The sequence below is a fragment of the Bacillus sp. NPDC094077 genome (assembly GCF_050279465.1).
GTDB lineage: Bacteria > Bacillota > Bacilli > Bacillales > Bacillaceae_G > Bacillus_A.
This window is the reverse complement of the sequence record NZ_JBNNUF010000031.1, coordinates 1-15,389: the sequence shown is the minus strand read 5'-3', so window position 1 is coordinate 15,389 and position 15,389 is coordinate 1. Positions and strand designations below refer to the sequence as shown.

Genomic DNA, 15,389 nt, shown 5'->3' with positions numbered 1-15,389 from the left:
GACTGCGGGGTTAGCCTAATAAATTAGAGTTCGATAGAACTCTTTACTTAGGAATCCCCCACTTCTAAACGAAGTGAAAGTGGGGGTAGTTCAATCTTAACTCTATTTAATGCTTGATATGCTGATGTTAGCCAAAATACGGATAACAAACCGAAACCCAGCTTTGCTACCAATCCCCCCATAGCGTAAAAGGATAAGTACAGTCCTGAAACGCCGCCTAATAATATACCAACCATATAGATTCTCCCAACTATTCGATGACGGTTGATATTCTTTCCTCTAAATTTTGTGGATAATGTAAACGGGCCGATTACTAATGCTACTATACTAGTTGTAATATGTATAAATAACATAATGTACCAAAAATTACTTAATTTAGATACAAACATAAGCTTCATTTTGACAAGTCCTGTTTGAAATCCATCCATAATAAAATATTGGACAACAACATAACTAGCTACTAAAACAGCTAAAGAAGTAAATATAAACCAAATTTTCCTGTTCAAATTTTACTGCCTCCTTTCCATATTTAGGGAAATTAGATTATACATTCCTGTTCATTCTAGGGAAAAATAGAAAAGCCTTCTTGAATTATCTATTCAACACCTTGTTTTTTCATCAAAACAACTCTAATTGATATCTATAAGAAATGAAATTAGATATATTACAAACAAAAATTGAGTTGAACATCGATTCATCGTTATTACACCAAAGAGCCGCTTCAGCATATTTACCTGAAGCAGCTCTTGTTATCTCAAAAATGGTAATGGTGCTTGCTGAATGCCGCTTTGAGTTGAGACATAAAATGATTTTGCGAATCCCTCATTGTGAATACATTCATCTATTACAAGCATTATAGGAATCTTACGTAAGTCTAACATGAGCTCCTTTCTTACATGTTCTGCTAAAGCAAGATTAGATATAGATAGAATACAAATACCTGGTAAACTCTTCGTGTTTTCGAAATTCAATAAATTATTAGGTCCATTTTGAATTTGATCTTCCCAAATTTTCAATCGCGATTTTAAATGTTGTGCATATCGCTGGCCTTGTTGCACCCTTTCAAATATGAAGTTTTGATTTCCAATTGGAGTTTTAATTTCTCCAACAGCAATTGGGTTATATCCATTACCAGTACCAATTAACTTCGGATACCAGCACCAATTTTTTAATAACTGTTGTCCTATAGCAAACTCATATTTTATTTGATTCATAGTAACAAATCTTTGTACCCCTGCTACACCAAGTTTTAACCACTGTTCTGGCTTTAAAGAATAGTTTGTATTGCGGTTATGATAAGCCCACATCATTAAATGACCAGCAGTATTTAGAGTGATTGGAGCAGAGGTTTTGGGTTGATCCGGAAATAGCCCCGATTTTATCTCCCATCGACTAACAAATCCATACAGTACCAGTTTTTTCAGCGATTCTGAAACCTGAGACCTACTAATTTTAGATTCCACAAAATTTTTAATTTGGGCTTCAGTAATCGCTAATGAATCCCAAATAAGTTTTAGTATTAAGTTGTCCTTTTCATTTATAAATCCTGAATTAATTCTGTCATAAATACTACGTAAATCTGTGAGCGGTTTAAATTTATCTGGGAGAATTGGTCCCCCCTGTAAAGAGGGATCATCCCAAAGTGATAAAGATTCGTCCCTATTAAGCCAATATTGAACCGCCTTTCCATTCTCTTGTACGGAAACCTGCGGCGCACTCATTAGTTATATAAAAACGCCGTTGGATCGTTAACTTTTTTGCGTCCAAAAGGAAACTTAAAGATAACCCCCGACCCTCTCTCTTTTTCCACATCCACACTTACAATTCTCATACTTACTACGTCATCCAATACTGGCTGTTCGATTGTTTTAGGGACAATTCCTTTAATTGTGCAGCCTTGATCCAATTCAACAAAAACTCCAAAACGCGGGTCAACATTTACAACCCTTCCTACAATTGTATCCCCCTCAGCTAATTCAGATAATAACTGATAAGGATTTTCCACGGCTGCCTTTCTAGATACGTGGATTAGTCGCTGTTCTGGATTAAATTGTAGAACCTTAACTGGGATACGTTCACCAATTGGCGCATAGCGATCCACAGCGTTTTTATACACTCTTCCATAGTTTAGTTCATGTAATTTCATAAAGCATTCCGCACCATTAATGCGTAAGAATATAGTTGGAACTTGAGCATTCATGTTATATCCAGTTACCTCAGCTTCGTAAGTAGGTTCTTGAAGTCTTTCATCTTGCTCCAATTCTATTAACTCACGAATTAACGCATCTGCAGATCTCCTACTAGCTTCTTTTACTGAAACCTGAACTTTATTTACATCCAGTTCATCAGGCATTTGAGTAATTACTACGTTAAAAATATTACCTGTAAATTGTGTAATACTTCTAAAAGAGTAATCAGAGAAGTCCTCTTTTTTACAAATACCTATAATCTTTCCGTTTTCAAGGGCGAACTCAGCATATTCAGTATCTGGATCGTCTTTATCGTTTCTTTTAACCGTTCTCAATACTGCCTGAATTGGCTCTTTATATCTACGTAATGCCTGTAGCTTTTCATAAGTTTTTGAATCCATAAAAATATCTCCTCTCCCTTGTTCAATATTTATAAAATTCGAAAATAATACTTCTACTTGAATTATTGTTATTTCTAACTGAGAAACTAAGTTTTTTAGAAGTATTTTCTAAAATTTTTATTTGTTTTTTTCACTAAACCTGCAACTTACCTTATTTATAAGAATAAATGTTAAAATATTTATATATTTAATTAATTAAATTATTTTCAAAAATTATTTATATACAGGAAAAAGTTTATCTTTTGTTGTTTTAAATTTTAATTGCGAGGGAAAAAGATGCGTAAACTACTTAACGGAAAAAGGGCCGAGAGATTCCATCCGAAAAAAAATCGTGTATAATAGTTGAAGAATCCATTTCGATGTATAGAACACTATACCATCCGAAATAACATCAGAATCTAGGAGGGATATAATGAACGATACGCTTGAGCTATTTCGTTACCATGTTTGGGCTAATAAAAGAGTTTTTGATCATTTAAAGGAACTTCCTGATGATCTGTATCGTAGACCACTAAAAAGTGTATTTCCTACCATCAGTGACGCATTGGCACATATCTATTCTGTAGATAACACTTGGATAAGCATAATGTCCCATGAAAGTCCTGAGGACATTTATGCTGCAATGACGAGCTCGCGTGAAGAGGTAAACGATGCCACGCTCGATGCATTTGAGGCTTACTTTGATAAAATAGCGGCTCGATATGAAGAGTTTATTTTGAACCATCAATCTGATTTAGAGACAATATCTGAGTATCCGCTTAAATTCGGTGAGTTGCGGGCTAATTACAACGATCTCATTAGGCACGTGGTTAATCACGGCACATATCACCGTGGTAACATTACTGCAATGCTTAGACAAATGGGTTATGAAGGTATTTCCACAGACTACGGATTTTACCTTTTTGAACTGAAACGATGAACACTCCTTCGGGAGTGTTTCTTTATAAAGGTCGTTCTCGATTTGTCTCCGAAGTATTTTCTCCTGTATTTTCTTCAAGTTTCCAATCGTTACATGTAAATCTAGGGCGAATTGATGCCCATCTATGATATTCGTAAATTTAACCCCTTAGCGTATATTTCCGTTAAAATGTTGGCGGTACGCCATAATAACAATATGATGGTTATCTCTTTTGTTTACTCCTTGTACTTAAGATAAGATCGTGTTCGCCGATCTTATCTTTTTTCTTTGTAGATTTTTTGATACAAAAAAGAATCCTTATAATATTATAAGGATTCTGCAACAGGAAATAACAAAATATAAACAATAAAAAGAGTTACTTATATTATAGTTTACATATTAATAATATGATATTGAGAAATCCTTACATAAGCCCAGTATCTATTACATAGTAAGTGTAGAGATTGCTTGTTTGTAGATTAGTTGTTGTTTACCATGAACCATCATTAGGACGGTAAATTTATCTGTTGCAAGGATCTGCCCACGTACTGGAACGCCATTCTTTAAATATACAGTAACTTCCCCTTTTTTCTCTTTCAATTGTTCATACATATCTTCTTGTAAATTAAACATGAAATACGCCCCCTGGTTTGTTTGTATTTACTCTTCCTCTAATATCTGTTGCTTTTCACTGTTGGATATTTGTGTTTCCCATTCACTTTCTATTTTTCTAAACCCTCTTCCTATTTTGCTTAGATAATATTTTTTTACTTCACCATAAGGAATCCAAATTTCACGTTCCTGTATTTGATCCATCACTTCATGAAGAATCTCATCATGTTCATACTTTCTAGGTTTTCTATGAAGTATTTTTACAAACTGTGTATATTCTCTACGTAACCAATTAGAAATATGTTCTTTTTGTTTTTGCTTGAGATATGACCATTTTCTATTTGTTTGAAGGGTTCTTCCAGTTACTTTTATGTGGTTTTTTATCGACACTCATATCCTTTTACTAGCAAAACGAATATATAACTATCGTATCACATTTAAATTTAAATACTGCTCTAGGTACATATTTTGCAAGAAATCTATCCAAAACGGGGTACCGCTAGCATTTCGGAAAAAAAACACGCTAAGAGTATACAAGGTTTTATACAGTTTTTCGGCTAATTCAGTAACAAAAGAGAACCCTAAAACTGCACTAGGATAGGTTTGTATAAAAAAATGAATAAAGTCATAGAAAAAAGAAAAAGGCGAATTCTTTGTGAGAATAAGGATCCGCCTTCTTCTTGCTACCGATAATGATGCGTTATGGTGCGACAAGAAGTCGCATTCTTACAGTGTAGCTTTCGCTACTAGTCTAGACGCTAAGACCATCTCCGTCCGAAACTGCAAGCTTGGTAACGGGCTTGTGGGTTGCATGAGGAAATGCGGAAACAGATGACCAGTACATGGTCTGGAAAACTGCTAGGAGAAGATAGGTATGGTGAACGAAAGTGAAGACTTGCAAGCTTCGTAACCATTAGCCCAAGATAATGTACAGCCTTGCTTGGGTATTTGACAAGAGGAAAGGCAGGCTCATAACACTGCCGCGTCTTGTCCGGAGTAAAGAGTCCACCTAACCCTACCGCATCTGTGGAATGTGAAACTTGGTAAGCCCTATGTCATCTGAGAAATCAGTAGTGAGACTGTAAAGTCAAGCGATGTGACAGAGGGTAAAGGATATAGGAAAAAGCGAATGCCGTTGTTCCGAAAGGTAACAGAAAAACAACAAGTATAACTGAACGGATATTGTCGTCCTCACGGACAATCCCATGACAAGCTCGAAAGAGAGCCCACTTCTTATAGGTCTTCAACACGGAAATATATCTGTAAGTTATCTTCTGACGAATAGGAGCGTGCAGTTATGAACACCTCAGAACGAGCGTCGGCGCACGTCTCATATACAGAGTGGAACTCAACGGATTGGAAAGCAGTTCAAATGTATGTGACGAAGTTACGACAAAGAATTTATCGTGCCGAACAGTCAAATCAACGTAGAAAGGTAAGAAAACTTCAACGTTTACTCCTACGGAGTGAGGCGAACTTACTAATATCCATTAGAAGGGTGACGCAACAGAATAAAGGAAAGCGAACACCTGGAGTAGATGAACATACAGCGTTAAGTCGGAGGGAAAGAAATCAATTATATGAGCAACTTAGAAAGCAGAATATCCTTCGACATCATCCGAAACCAGCGAAACGTATATACATCGCCAAAAAGAATGGGAAGTTAAGACCTTTAGGTATTCCCACAATAAAAGACAGAGTATATCAAAATATGGTCAGAAACGCATTAGAACTACAATGGGAATCTAGATTTGAAGCAAATTCTTATGGTTTCCGTCCTAAAAGAGGTACACATGATGCCATACGTAGTATCTTCAACAGGATTAACGGGGGTAGTAAGAAGAAATGGATATTTGAAGGAGATTTCAAAGGATGTTTTGACCATCTGAATCATAATTGGATACTCAAACAATTAGCCAATTTCCCCGGGAGCCCACTTATAGAAAGATGGCTTCAAATGGGGTACATGGAACAAAATACTTTCTCTGAGACGCAGGAAGGAACTCCACAAGGAGGAATTATCTCACCTTTATTAGCTAATATCGCACTTCATGGAATGGAAGAAATATTAGGTATCACTTACAAAAAGAATTACAAAGCCAATGGAAGCTACATTATCCATCCCGCTTGTAAAATAGCTCTTGTGCGTTATGCAGATGATTTTGTCGTCCTAACGGAAACAAAAGAGCAAGCCCAGTCCATATATGAGAGACTCTGTCCCTATCTGAAAGATAGAGGACTGGAACTAAGCCCAGAAAAAACGAAGGTTACACACATCGAGCGAGGTTTTGAGTTTCTAGGATTTTCAATCCGACAGTACAAGACATGGCAAGGGAATAAATTGTTTATTAAACCAAGTAAGAGCGGCATACAGAAAGCTAAAGGGAAGATTAGAGATACACTTCGCACTATGAAAGGACAACCTATTGGTGAAGTTATTCGGGTATTGAATCCAGTTATCAGGGGTTACGGACAATATTGGAAACATGTAGTGTCTAAAAGGATATTTAGTAAGATAGCAAACTATGTATTCTGGAAGATACGTAAACATCTCAGACAATTACATCCTAAAAAGTCATGGAAATGGATTAGAATACGATACTATAAAGCCCCGCATCATGGAGGGAATGTATGGGTTCCAACCTGCCCGAAGACAAATATTCAGCTACTACATATGCCATGGATAAAGATTGAAAGACACGTTATGGTTATGTACAAAAACAGTCCTGACAACCCTACTCTCAAGGAATACTGGGAAAAGCGAGACCATAAGGTTTTCGACCTAGAGAATACAATGGATAGAATGAAGCTGGCTAGAAAACAGGGGTACCGCTGTGCAATATGTAAATGTCCTCTGCAAAATGGAGAAAAGGTCATTGTAAAGGATATATCCATTCATCAAAGTCACTCACAGCCTAATGGAAATGCACGACTCGTCCACTTACCCTGCCTACAATGATACTGTGACCGGACAAAAAGAAGGCTTGAGCCGTATGATGGGAAACTGTCACGTACGGTTCTTAGGGGAGTTAGGGGCAGTGATGCCCCTCGCTTACCCGACTTAACCGAGCATGAATAGAGTATACAAAATCAAGCGCATGGAAGTTTGAGTATTCTTATTTTTCTAACTAAGGTTTATAATAGCTTAAATAAAAATAACTAATTTATGGAAAAAGGAGCTCTTAACATGAACTTGAAACAATTCGAAGATACTATCAAAAAATTATTTAAAAAAGAATTATTAGAAGAATTTGATGATGACTATGATTTTCTTAATACCTCCAATGATTCAATTCACAAAATTGCTATTCAACTAATATCTCACCTGAAATAATCGAACAAGCTGTACAGCAAGAAGTAGACTTAATTATTACACATCATGATGCTTGGGATTTTATCTATGGATTAAGAGATGAATGTGTAAAGAAACTGAGAGAACACAACATTAGCCACTTTTATATACATGGTCCCCTAGATTTTGTTGAGTTTGGAACTTGTACGTCATTAATGAATGTTATTGAAGTTGATCATCTAATACAACATTCCTTTTATGATAATGGAGATAATCCTGGAATTGGTGAATTTAATAAACCAATAAGTTTTTCAACACTTGTTCAAAGAATGCAAACGAATCTAAATGAACCAATAAGAAGTTGGAGAAATAACGAAAGAGAAATAAAAAGAATAGGAGTATTAACAGGTGCAGGTCACGCTTCAAATTACATCAAACTAGCAGTAGAAGCAGAATGTGATGCTTACATTACTGGAGAAGCAACTTTATACACAATTCAATATGCTCAATTTGTAGGAATTAATCTTATAGTTGGAAGTCATACTTTTACTGAAATATATGGAGTAAAGAGCTTAGTTGAACGTATAAAAGATTTAAATAATGACGTTGAGATCATGGAACTTAAAGAGGAACACTTTGAACTAAATCATTAATATTAAACTAGACTTATATTAAAAAGATTAACTTCCTGTATCGAGAATTATTTAGACATAAAAGTCCTCCGGTTAAACAATCTGGAGGACTTTTAATAGTCTTCTAAATACATTGAATCCCGATAATGACGGGTTATGTTAACTGAACATGTATACAATATGCATTGTTCCTTCTTCAACTAAAGGGCAGGTTAGTTGAAGAAGGAATTTCTCTAAATTTGGAAGAATTAATATTCAAAAATATGTTAAGGAGCTTGTGAATTATATGGAATCCATTAGCAAAAGCGAAGTGAAGCTACGAGATATCACAGAGGAAGATCTTCCTATCTTTTTCGAACAACAACTAGATTCAACGGCGAACTATATGGCTGCTTTTACAGCTAAAGACCCCACTGATAAGCACGCATTTTTTGACCATTGGAAAAAAAATATTGCTGACGAGACTATCACAATTAAGACTATATTATTCAATGGCATTGTCACTGGACACGTCTCGAACTTTGAACAGTTCGGCGAACCCGAAGTAAGCTACTGGATTGGGAAGGAATATTGGGGTTATGGTATTGCAACTAAAGCGTTGTCAGAGTTTCTGGAGTATATTAAGGTACGCCCGCTCTATGCCCGTGCCGCTAAAGATAACCTCGCCTCCATTAGGGTATTGGAAAAATGCAGGTTTAAAATCATCTCTGAAGATAAGGGTTTTTCCAACGCGAGAGCCAAGGATGTTGAAGAATTTATTTTGAAGCTCGAACCTTATGATAGGTAATTTAATACCGTAATACGATTGGAGCGGTTCTTGACTAAGAAACCTTCTGTTGTTTAACTAACGGGTGGCTTTAACTGAGCAAGAAACTAAAAACTTTTAACTTCCGCTTTCGATAATTATGTAAATGAGCTATCCATATAGGCAACTCATTGTATTTTTTGCTTAGCGTGGTTTTTTCAAAAATGATGGCGATGTTTCCGCGCCCCTTTAAAGGCCATCCCGAAAGGAATGGCCTATTTTTTATGAACGAATATCGGAATTTTTGAAGATTTCAATGAGGCTGATGAAGCTATCATTGGCATGACCAGCCTTCATGCCGCGCCTGAAAACTTCCAGAACAGTTGCTGGCAAGGCGATGTCGATGCTGGCTTCTTGGGAAGTATGAACAACGTGCTCAACGCTCGCCAAGCCCATTGCGAGTCTGTCCACGTCACCAGGGTGCTCACCCTCATCGAGAAGCGGGGTATAGAACTCTACAAATATCAATAAAAATTAAAGGCTAAATCGATATGTGATTTAGCCTTATAATTCGTATGCTATTTTAATTGTTTCTCCACAAAAACTGAACTACTTACTTTAATAAACAGAGTTTTATTTTTTATCTGTCTACCTAATGGGGAGCATATCAAATCTTTTTCAAAATGGATTCTTTTTATTTGCCTTAACATGTTGGTTTAAACGATATTTTCTATCAAATTTTAACTCATAGCTACACTTATCCCACTCTTTTATCTTCGCTTTCTGATTTATGCAAGATAGATTCCCCTTCAACATCTATATTTGGAAGAATCTTATCTAGCCATTTTGGCATATACCAAGCTGCTTTCCCCATCAATGTCATAACTGCCGGAACAATAGTCAGCCTAACCACAAAAGCATCAAATAGAACTCCAAATGCTAGACTCATACCTATAGCCTTTACCATTGGGTCTGGCATAAGCATAAAGCCAAAAAATACAGCTATCATGATTAATCCTGCTGCAGCTACAACTTTTCCGCTGTCTCTCATCCCTGCAAGTATAGCTTCCTTTGGATTGCCTGTATGCGTGTAAACTTCCCGCATACGACTTGCAAGAAACACTTCATAGTCCATCGCTAAGCCAAAAAGGATACCAATTGTAAGGATTGGCAAGAAGGCAAGAATTGCACTAGAAGAAGGGAAACCAAATAAATCAAGAAGATTTCCATCTTGAATAACAAACACAGCAAATCCTAGTGTTGCAGCCAATGAAAGCAGGAATCCTACTACTGCTTTTAAAGGAAGTAGTAGGGATCTAAATACTAACACTAAAAGAACGTATGCCAGTCCTACTACAAGCACTGCGAATATAGGTAATGCTGTATTTAGCTTTTCTGTTATATCTATATTGACCGCCGTTGTACCAGTAACTAATAACTCAATGTCATTTTCTTTTTTTGTTGTATTCGATTTTTCTCGAATATGCTTCACAAGATCCTTTGTTTCTATATCATTTGGTCCCGTTTTTGGGGTCACAGTGATAATAAAAACGTCACCAGAAGAATTAGGGAAAGCTGGCGTTACACTCTTAACATTCTTTAATCCACCAATTTCTTCTGTAATCTCCGCCATTGCTTTTTGTGTCTCTTGTGGGTCTTGTTTTTTACTATCTATTTTTGCTGCTACAACTAGAGAAGAGTGAACACCTTCTCCATATGCTTCTGTCATGAGATCATATGCTTTTCTTTCCGTTGTATCTTTTGACATGGTATCCCCATCATCAGGCAGTCCTAGGTTCATATGGAAAAAAGGAATACTAATGACAGCAAGGAATGCAATTGCCAGGAAAGACATAACCAACGGATGCTTTGTGACAAGCTTTCCCCATTTATTCGAAGGTACTTTGCCTTCTTTTGCACCTGTAATTTTTTTCAAGAATTTATTTCCTGTAGAAGGATGAAATCTATGCCCTACAATTCCTAGTATGGCTGGAAGTACGATAATGGAAACCAATACAGCACATAATATACTAATAGATGATACTGCTCCCATCTTGGTTAAAAAAGGAATCTGCATGACAGATAATCCAAGAAGTCCAATTATTACAGTGATACCAGCAAAAACAACGGCACTCCCTGCAGTTCCAGTTGCTATAGCAATAGATTCTTTAACGGAATGTCCTTCACCAAGTTGTTGTCTAAATCGAGTCATAATAAATAAAGCATAATCAATTCCAACGGCTATTCCTAACATGATAGCCACTGAAAGCGATAGATCCTGCAATTCAATATAATTAGAGCCTATCATTACTACGAGCATTCCAGTTCCTAACCCTATAATAGCAGTGATAATAGGCATCCCAGCTGCTAAGAAAGATGTGAAGGTAATCGCCAAAATTATAAAGGCAATAACTATTCCAATAGCCTCCGATTCACCATTTGATTCGACTACAGTAAATTTCACATCACCGGTTAACTCCGTTTGGATTCCCTCGTCACGAGTTTGTTCAATTTTGTTTAATACATTCTTCTTAGATGCTTCCTTTATATCTTCAGCATCATTTTTATAATTTACAACAGCATAACCCATGGTGTTATCTTTGGTTAAATTTTTAAGTTGCATAGGGGTTGCAATTGATTCAACATTTGAATCATCTTTTTTAATATCAGACAAAGTATCCGTAATCACTTTATTTATCTGTTCCGAATCTAATGTCTGATCTTTTGGAGCTTTAAAAACTATTTTAATTTGGGCACCAGCACTTTGAGACTCGGGGAATTCTTTTTCTAGCAACTTACTTGCTTTATCAGCTGGTGTGCCTGGAATCGTTAACTCATCATTGAATGAGGGACCTAAACTTCCAGCTAGTACTCCCAAGATGAGTAAAATTCCTAAGGTACTAAAAATAATACCCTTCCCGTGTTTTGCTGCCCAATTACCTAATTTGTAAAGATATTTTGCTATTTTAATCTCCTCCAACTTCGTTATTTACAATAGTAAGTACATGGTACTAAATGTTTTTTTGTATCCCTTATGTACTATTTGAATTTTATTCCTACAGGAAAAACGAATTATTGTATACATTGACAGAAATCAAATTCCCTTTATAGAATAAGCATAGTCATCATCGAAACATTTGTATTAACATTAGCACTTACACATGTAAGTATAAAAGAGAGGGGTGGTTTTTCAAGCACTTTTAGTTAAATAGAAGCTAAAACTAACAAAATGAAAGGATGTGTTAGCGCTGAGAAACTCACGTCAGGACGGTATATATTCCCAAGAATACATTACAGAAGCTTTGGGCCTGCTGCTGCAAGAGAAAAAATTGGAGAATATAACAGTTACGGATCTTTGCAAAAAAGCTGGAGTTGCAAGAGTTACATTTTACAAATATTATCGTACCATTTACGATGTGCTTAATGCCTCTATGCAAAAAAGTATCGACAAATTTTTAGAAGAAATTACTTATTTGGATTCTCATGAGAGTCTTCAACTTTTTATAGAAGGTTTAATAAGTTTTATGGCCAATGAGCGTATCCTAATGAAAAATATAATAGATTCCAATATGTCTGGTCTTCTTCTTGATTATGTTAATTCCGCAATAAAATCTGTATTTGAAACAGACAATCCGATCAGTAATAACATGAGCAGAGCTCAAGCATTATTTTTTATTGGTGGATTCTTTAATGTCTTCATTGATTGGATCAAAAGATCGTCAAGGGAGTCTCCTCAATCTTTAGTTGAAAAAATATATGAGATGTTCCCAATAAAAAAAGAAATATAGAAAATTTTTTCTTCTACTAACCTGCCCCTTTTTGTGAAATAAAAATAGCTGCCAAAATGGCAGCTATAATCAAAGAAAGTCTTTCTTAAGGGTGTTGAAAATTTATTTAATGTTATTGGCATTCCCTTTCAAAATGAAAAATATCTTGATTGATCAATTGATGAAAGTATTTATCCATTTCTTCTGCTGAAACACTTTTTCTATTTTGTAACCACCATGCAATTAATGTTCCAGTGACACCCGAATAGAATTCGATAATTAACTCATTTGGTATCGTATGATTTTTACAAAGTCGATTTAGCTCTTGATTTTCCAGTTTCTTCATTTCATGATTTTGATACTGTAAACGGTTAATAAATTGCTCATCATCCATTTGTGACTCTAACATTTTACCAAACTCTTTATGCTGCAGGCATTGTTCCATTACTTGAAATGGCCTAGTTAATCGATCTAAAAGTGGTATCTGAAAAACTTCCTCTTGAAATTTGTTAATCCCAACTGCAAGTAACGCATCTTTATCTTCAAAATGTTTATAAAATGTTGTTCGATGCACCATCGCACGATCACAGATTTGATTGATGGTAATAGAACTATATTTCTGTTTTGATTGCGTCATTAATTCAAATAAAGATTCCCACAATAATTTATGTGTACGTCTAACACGTAAATCCAGCTGTTCCTCATTATTTTTCATCTACACTTCTCCTTTTTTGTAGATTAATTATACAACTTGTGAAAATTGATTCTCCCTTTTTAATCTACATGTGTATATCATATTTCATATAATCCTTAGTATACAATTGTATTAAAAACAATCAATGCAGGAAGTAATCTAAGGGGATTATGTTTCTGGGTCAGACGAATTAGGTAGTCAAATTTTGTTCTATTGTACTCTAATTAGGCATGGAGGAATTTATATGGAAAATACAGTGATCTCAACTTCTGAAATTAAGGGTTTAAAAACTAAATCCGAAGAATTTGCTCCATTTTCTTGGTATAAAAAAATGCTGACGGAGCATCCGATTTACTATCATGCAGGCACGGACACTTGGAATGTTTTCAAATATGAAGACGTTAAGCGAGTGCTTACAGACTATGAACTATTTTCAAGTAAGCGCCACCGTTCCATTTCCCAGATTGGAGCAGAAACAGAGGAAGGGAGCGTCCCAGATCGCTTAAAAATTAATGAAACGGATCCACCGGAACATCGTAAGTCACGTTCACTGCTTTCGGCTGCTTTCACCCCTAGAAGTCTCAAAACTTGGGAGCCGCGTATTGAACAGATTATTAACGATTTGATTGCCGAAATAGGGGATAAGTCGGAGATCGACATTGTCAAAGATTTTACAACCCCCCTTCCCATCATAGTAATGGCCGATTTGCTTGGGGTTCCGCATAAAGACAAGTTACTGTTTAAGAAATGGGTCGATATATTGTTCATGCCGTTCAATAGTGAAAATGCCGAGGAAGTGGGTCAACAAAAAGCGAAAGCAGCGATGGAGTACTTTAATTATCTGTATCCGATCGTTGTAGAAAAAAGAAAGCAGCTTTCAGACGACATTCTTTCTGATTTGATTCAAGTTGAAATCGAAGGAGAAAAGTTTACGGATGAAGAAGTTGTTCGTGTGACTATGTTTCTTCTTGCGGCGGGTGTTGAAACAACAAGTCTTTTGTTGGCTAATTCATTCTACGCATTGCTATATGATGCTCCTAAACTTTACGAAGAATTAAGAAGCGATATAAACCTCGTACCTAATTTTGTTGAGGAGATGCTGCGTTACCGTTTCCACGTTATTGCATTGGACCGTGAAGTGAAAGTAGATAACAATGTTCTAGGCGTTGAGTTGAAGAAAGGCGATTTGGTAATCACTTGGAATAGCGCGGCAAACTTTGATGAGGATGTATTCGAAGATCCATTTACTGTGAATATTCACCGAAAAAATAACAACCGGCATCAAACGTTTGGCAATGGGCCGCATTTCTGTCTAGGTGCGCCACTGGCGAGATTGGAAGCTAACAAAGCGTTCAAAATTTTTATGGAGACATTTTCTCGCATTGAATCGGTTCCAGGCTTCAATTTGGAGGCAAATTTACAGATTTCAGCTGCTGGCCAGGCCTTATCCAGCTTACCGCTGAAGGTTCACCGCTAGGCCGAGTTATCCGGTAAATTTGGGTGTCCCAAAAGTCATTAAAAATGACTGAGGGACACTCTTTCTTCGTTTTTGAAAATAATCTCTAATCTTCTATTTCAAATCCAAAAACATCTCGATTGATCATTTGATGAAAGTATTTATCCATTCTTTTATCAACATTAGGTTTCGGTGGTATTGTGTATAGCTTTAATTCTTCAGGTGATTTAAGATGGTCAGATCTTAAAGTTTATTGCTCTTTAATTATCAGGGCTATATCGTTATTCATTTTCGTTGTTCTTAAAAAAATCTACATCCCCAATATTTTTCTCCAAATAATGTCTTATAAGACTTGTATCAAAATGCTTATCGTTGTAAATACGCATTTTCCTGACTCTACCCCATCGCTATCAAGCTAAGATTCTTAAATACCCCCCATAACAAAAAAATTATTTCTCTAAGGCTAGTGATTTATCATTTTAGCCAAGAAGACTCCTTCCTCAAGGAACGCGAAGTGAATAGGTGGGAGATGAATTGGCTTCGGACAAGGGATGGCAGTAAGCCATCTTAATGGTTCGACATATATAAACTGTTACTTCACTACCTACCGAATGTATGTTTGTTGTATAATAGAAGCATATCGAAATGGAGGTGAAAGGAATGATAATCAATAAAGCATATAAATTTCGTATCTATCCAAATA

Annotated in this window: 13 protein-coding genes and 3 pseudogenes; 8 read left to right on the top strand and 8 right to left on the bottom strand. The window is 36.0% G+C overall.

Annotation, left to right across the window (positions count from 1 at the left end; translation table 11 throughout):
* Positions 1-95: 95 nt before the first annotated feature.
* From ACQKNR_RS28275 to ACQKNR_RS28265, 3 genes and pseudogenes are all read right to left on the bottom strand, one after another.
* A pseudogene (locus tag ACQKNR_RS28275) lies at positions 96-506 on the bottom strand (DUF2306 domain-containing protein); the annotation flags it as partial.
* A gap of 243 nt (positions 507-749) precedes the next feature.
* The gene (locus ACQKNR_RS28270; RefSeq protein ID WP_427322517.1) at positions 750-1,721 is read right to left on the bottom strand and encodes a hypothetical protein; all 972 of its coding nucleotides are present in this window, start codon (positions 1,719-1,721) and stop codon (positions 750-752) included.
* Positions 1,721-2,590, bottom strand: a complete 870-nt coding sequence (locus ACQKNR_RS28265; protein WP_427322515.1) for an RNA-binding protein — start codon at positions 2,588-2,590, stop codon at positions 1,721-1,723. The genes ACQKNR_RS28270 and ACQKNR_RS28265 overlap by 1 nt, the downstream gene beginning before the upstream one ends.
* 412 nt (positions 2,591-3,002) lie before the next feature.
* On the opposite strand from ACQKNR_RS28265, the gene ACQKNR_RS28260 reads away from it, so the two are divergent.
* Positions 3,003-3,509 (top strand): DinB family protein, encoded by a 507-nt coding sequence (locus ACQKNR_RS28260; protein WP_427322513.1) that lies wholly within the window; start codon positions 3,003-3,005, stop codon positions 3,507-3,509.
* A 423-nt stretch (positions 3,510-3,932) separates the two neighbouring features.
* Here the strand turns inward: ACQKNR_RS28260 and hfq are convergent, their stop codons facing one another.
* Both hfq and ACQKNR_RS28250 read right to left on the bottom strand, forming a co-directional pair.
* The gene (gene hfq, locus ACQKNR_RS28255) at positions 3,933-4,121 is read right to left on the bottom strand and encodes an RNA chaperone Hfq (RefSeq protein ID WP_427322511.1); all 189 of its coding nucleotides are present in this window, start codon (positions 4,119-4,121) and stop codon (positions 3,933-3,935) included.
* A 27-nt stretch (positions 4,122-4,148) separates the two neighbouring features.
* Positions 4,149-4,484, bottom strand: a complete 336-nt coding sequence (locus tag ACQKNR_RS28250; RefSeq protein ID WP_427322523.1) for a transposase — start codon at positions 4,482-4,484, stop codon at positions 4,149-4,151.
* A gap of 913 nt (positions 4,485-5,397) precedes the next feature.
* Here ACQKNR_RS28250 and ltrA point away from each other — a divergent pair.
* The 4 genes from ltrA to ACQKNR_RS28230 all read left to right on the top strand — a co-directional run bounded on the left by ltrA (position 5,398) and on the right by ACQKNR_RS28230 (position 8,811).
* Positions 5,398-7,059: a group II intron reverse transcriptase/maturase gene (gene ltrA, locus ACQKNR_RS28245; RefSeq protein ID WP_427322509.1), complete on the top strand. Its 1,662-nt coding sequence runs from the start codon at positions 5,398-5,400 to the stop codon at positions 7,057-7,059.
* 228 nt (positions 7,060-7,287) lie between these two features.
* Positions 7,288-7,434, top strand: a complete 147-nt coding sequence (locus ACQKNR_RS28240; RefSeq protein WP_427322507.1) for a hypothetical protein — start codon at positions 7,288-7,290, stop codon at positions 7,432-7,434.
* Entirely contained in the window at positions 7,419-8,045 is a 627-nt protein-coding gene (locus tag ACQKNR_RS28235) for a Nif3-like dinuclear metal center hexameric protein (protein ID WP_427322521.1), read from the top strand. Before ACQKNR_RS28240 ends, ACQKNR_RS28235 begins: the two co-directional genes overlap by 16 nt.
* Positions 8,046-8,310: 265 nt before the next feature.
* Positions 8,311-8,811 (top strand): GNAT family N-acetyltransferase, encoded by a 501-nt coding sequence (locus tag ACQKNR_RS28230; RefSeq protein WP_427322505.1) that lies wholly within the window; start codon positions 8,311-8,313, stop codon positions 8,809-8,811.
* A 240-nt stretch (positions 8,812-9,051) separates the two neighbouring features.
* On the opposite strand, the pseudogene ACQKNR_RS28225 reads toward ACQKNR_RS28230, so the two are convergent.
* A pseudogene (locus ACQKNR_RS28225) lies at positions 9,052-9,291 on the bottom strand (NAD(P)-dependent oxidoreductase); the annotation flags it as partial.
* Between the two features lie 235 nt (positions 9,292-9,526).
* Positions 9,527-11,734 carry an MMPL family transporter gene (locus ACQKNR_RS28220; RefSeq protein ID WP_427322519.1) on the bottom strand — a complete coding sequence of 736 codons (2,208 nt, stop codon included), beginning with the start codon at positions 11,732-11,734 and terminating at the stop codon, positions 9,527-9,529.
* Between the two features lie 274 nt (positions 11,735-12,008).
* On the opposite strand from ACQKNR_RS28220, the gene ACQKNR_RS28215 reads away from it, so the two are divergent.
* Complete coding sequence (locus ACQKNR_RS28215) at positions 12,009-12,557, top strand: TetR/AcrR family transcriptional regulator (RefSeq protein WP_427322503.1); 549 nt, start codon at positions 12,009-12,011, stop codon at positions 12,555-12,557.
* 112 nt (positions 12,558-12,669) lie between these two features.
* Here ACQKNR_RS28215 and ACQKNR_RS28210 read toward each other — a convergent pair whose 3' ends face one another.
* Positions 12,670-13,251, bottom strand: coding sequence for a TetR/AcrR family transcriptional regulator (locus ACQKNR_RS28210; RefSeq protein WP_427322501.1), 582 nt, complete (start codon positions 13,249-13,251; stop codon positions 12,670-12,672).
* Between the two features lie 223 nt (positions 13,252-13,474).
* Here ACQKNR_RS28210 and ACQKNR_RS28205 point away from each other — a divergent pair, with 223 nt between their 5' ends.
* The gene (locus tag ACQKNR_RS28205; protein WP_427322499.1) at positions 13,475-14,707 is read left to right on the top strand and encodes a cytochrome P450; all 1,233 of its coding nucleotides are present in this window, start codon (positions 13,475-13,477) and stop codon (positions 14,705-14,707) included.
* Positions 14,708-14,844: 137 nt separating this feature from the next.
* Positions 14,845-15,036: pseudogene (locus ACQKNR_RS28200) on the top strand (MFS transporter); the annotation flags it as partial.
* Positions 15,037-15,389: the final 353 nt, after the last annotated feature.

Excerpts from the sequence above, each read along its gene's own strand:
- hfq (WP_427322511.1), bottom strand. The coding sequence starts at position 4,121 with ATGTTTAATTTACAAGAAGATATGTATGAACAATTGAAAGAGAAAAAA.
- ACQKNR_RS28240 (WP_427322507.1), top strand. The coding sequence starts at position 7,288 with ATGAACTTGAAACAATTCGAAGATACTATCAAAAAATTATTTAAAAAA.
- ACQKNR_RS28205 (WP_427322499.1), top strand. The coding sequence starts at position 13,475 with ATGGAAAATACAGTGATCTCAACTTCTGAAATTAAGGGTTTAAAAACT.
- ACQKNR_RS28210 (WP_427322501.1), bottom strand. The coding sequence starts at position 13,251 with ATGAAAAATAATGAGGAACAGCTGGATTTACGTGTTAGACGTACACAT.
- ltrA (WP_427322509.1), top strand. The coding sequence starts at position 5,398 with ATGAACACCTCAGAACGAGCGTCGGCGCACGTCTCATATACAGAGTGG.
- ACQKNR_RS28260 (WP_427322513.1), top strand. The coding sequence starts at position 3,003 with ATGAACGATACGCTTGAGCTATTTCGTTACCATGTTTGGGCTAATAAA.
- ACQKNR_RS28270 (WP_427322517.1), bottom strand. The coding sequence starts at position 1,721 with ATGAGTGCGCCGCAGGTTTCCGTACAAGAGAATGGAAAGGCGGTTCAA.
- ACQKNR_RS28230 (WP_427322505.1), top strand. The coding sequence starts at position 8,311 with ATGGAATCCATTAGCAAAAGCGAAGTGAAGCTACGAGATATCACAGAG.
- ACQKNR_RS28265 (WP_427322515.1), bottom strand. The coding sequence starts at position 2,590 with ATGGATTCAAAAACTTATGAAAAGCTACAGGCATTACGTAGATATAAA.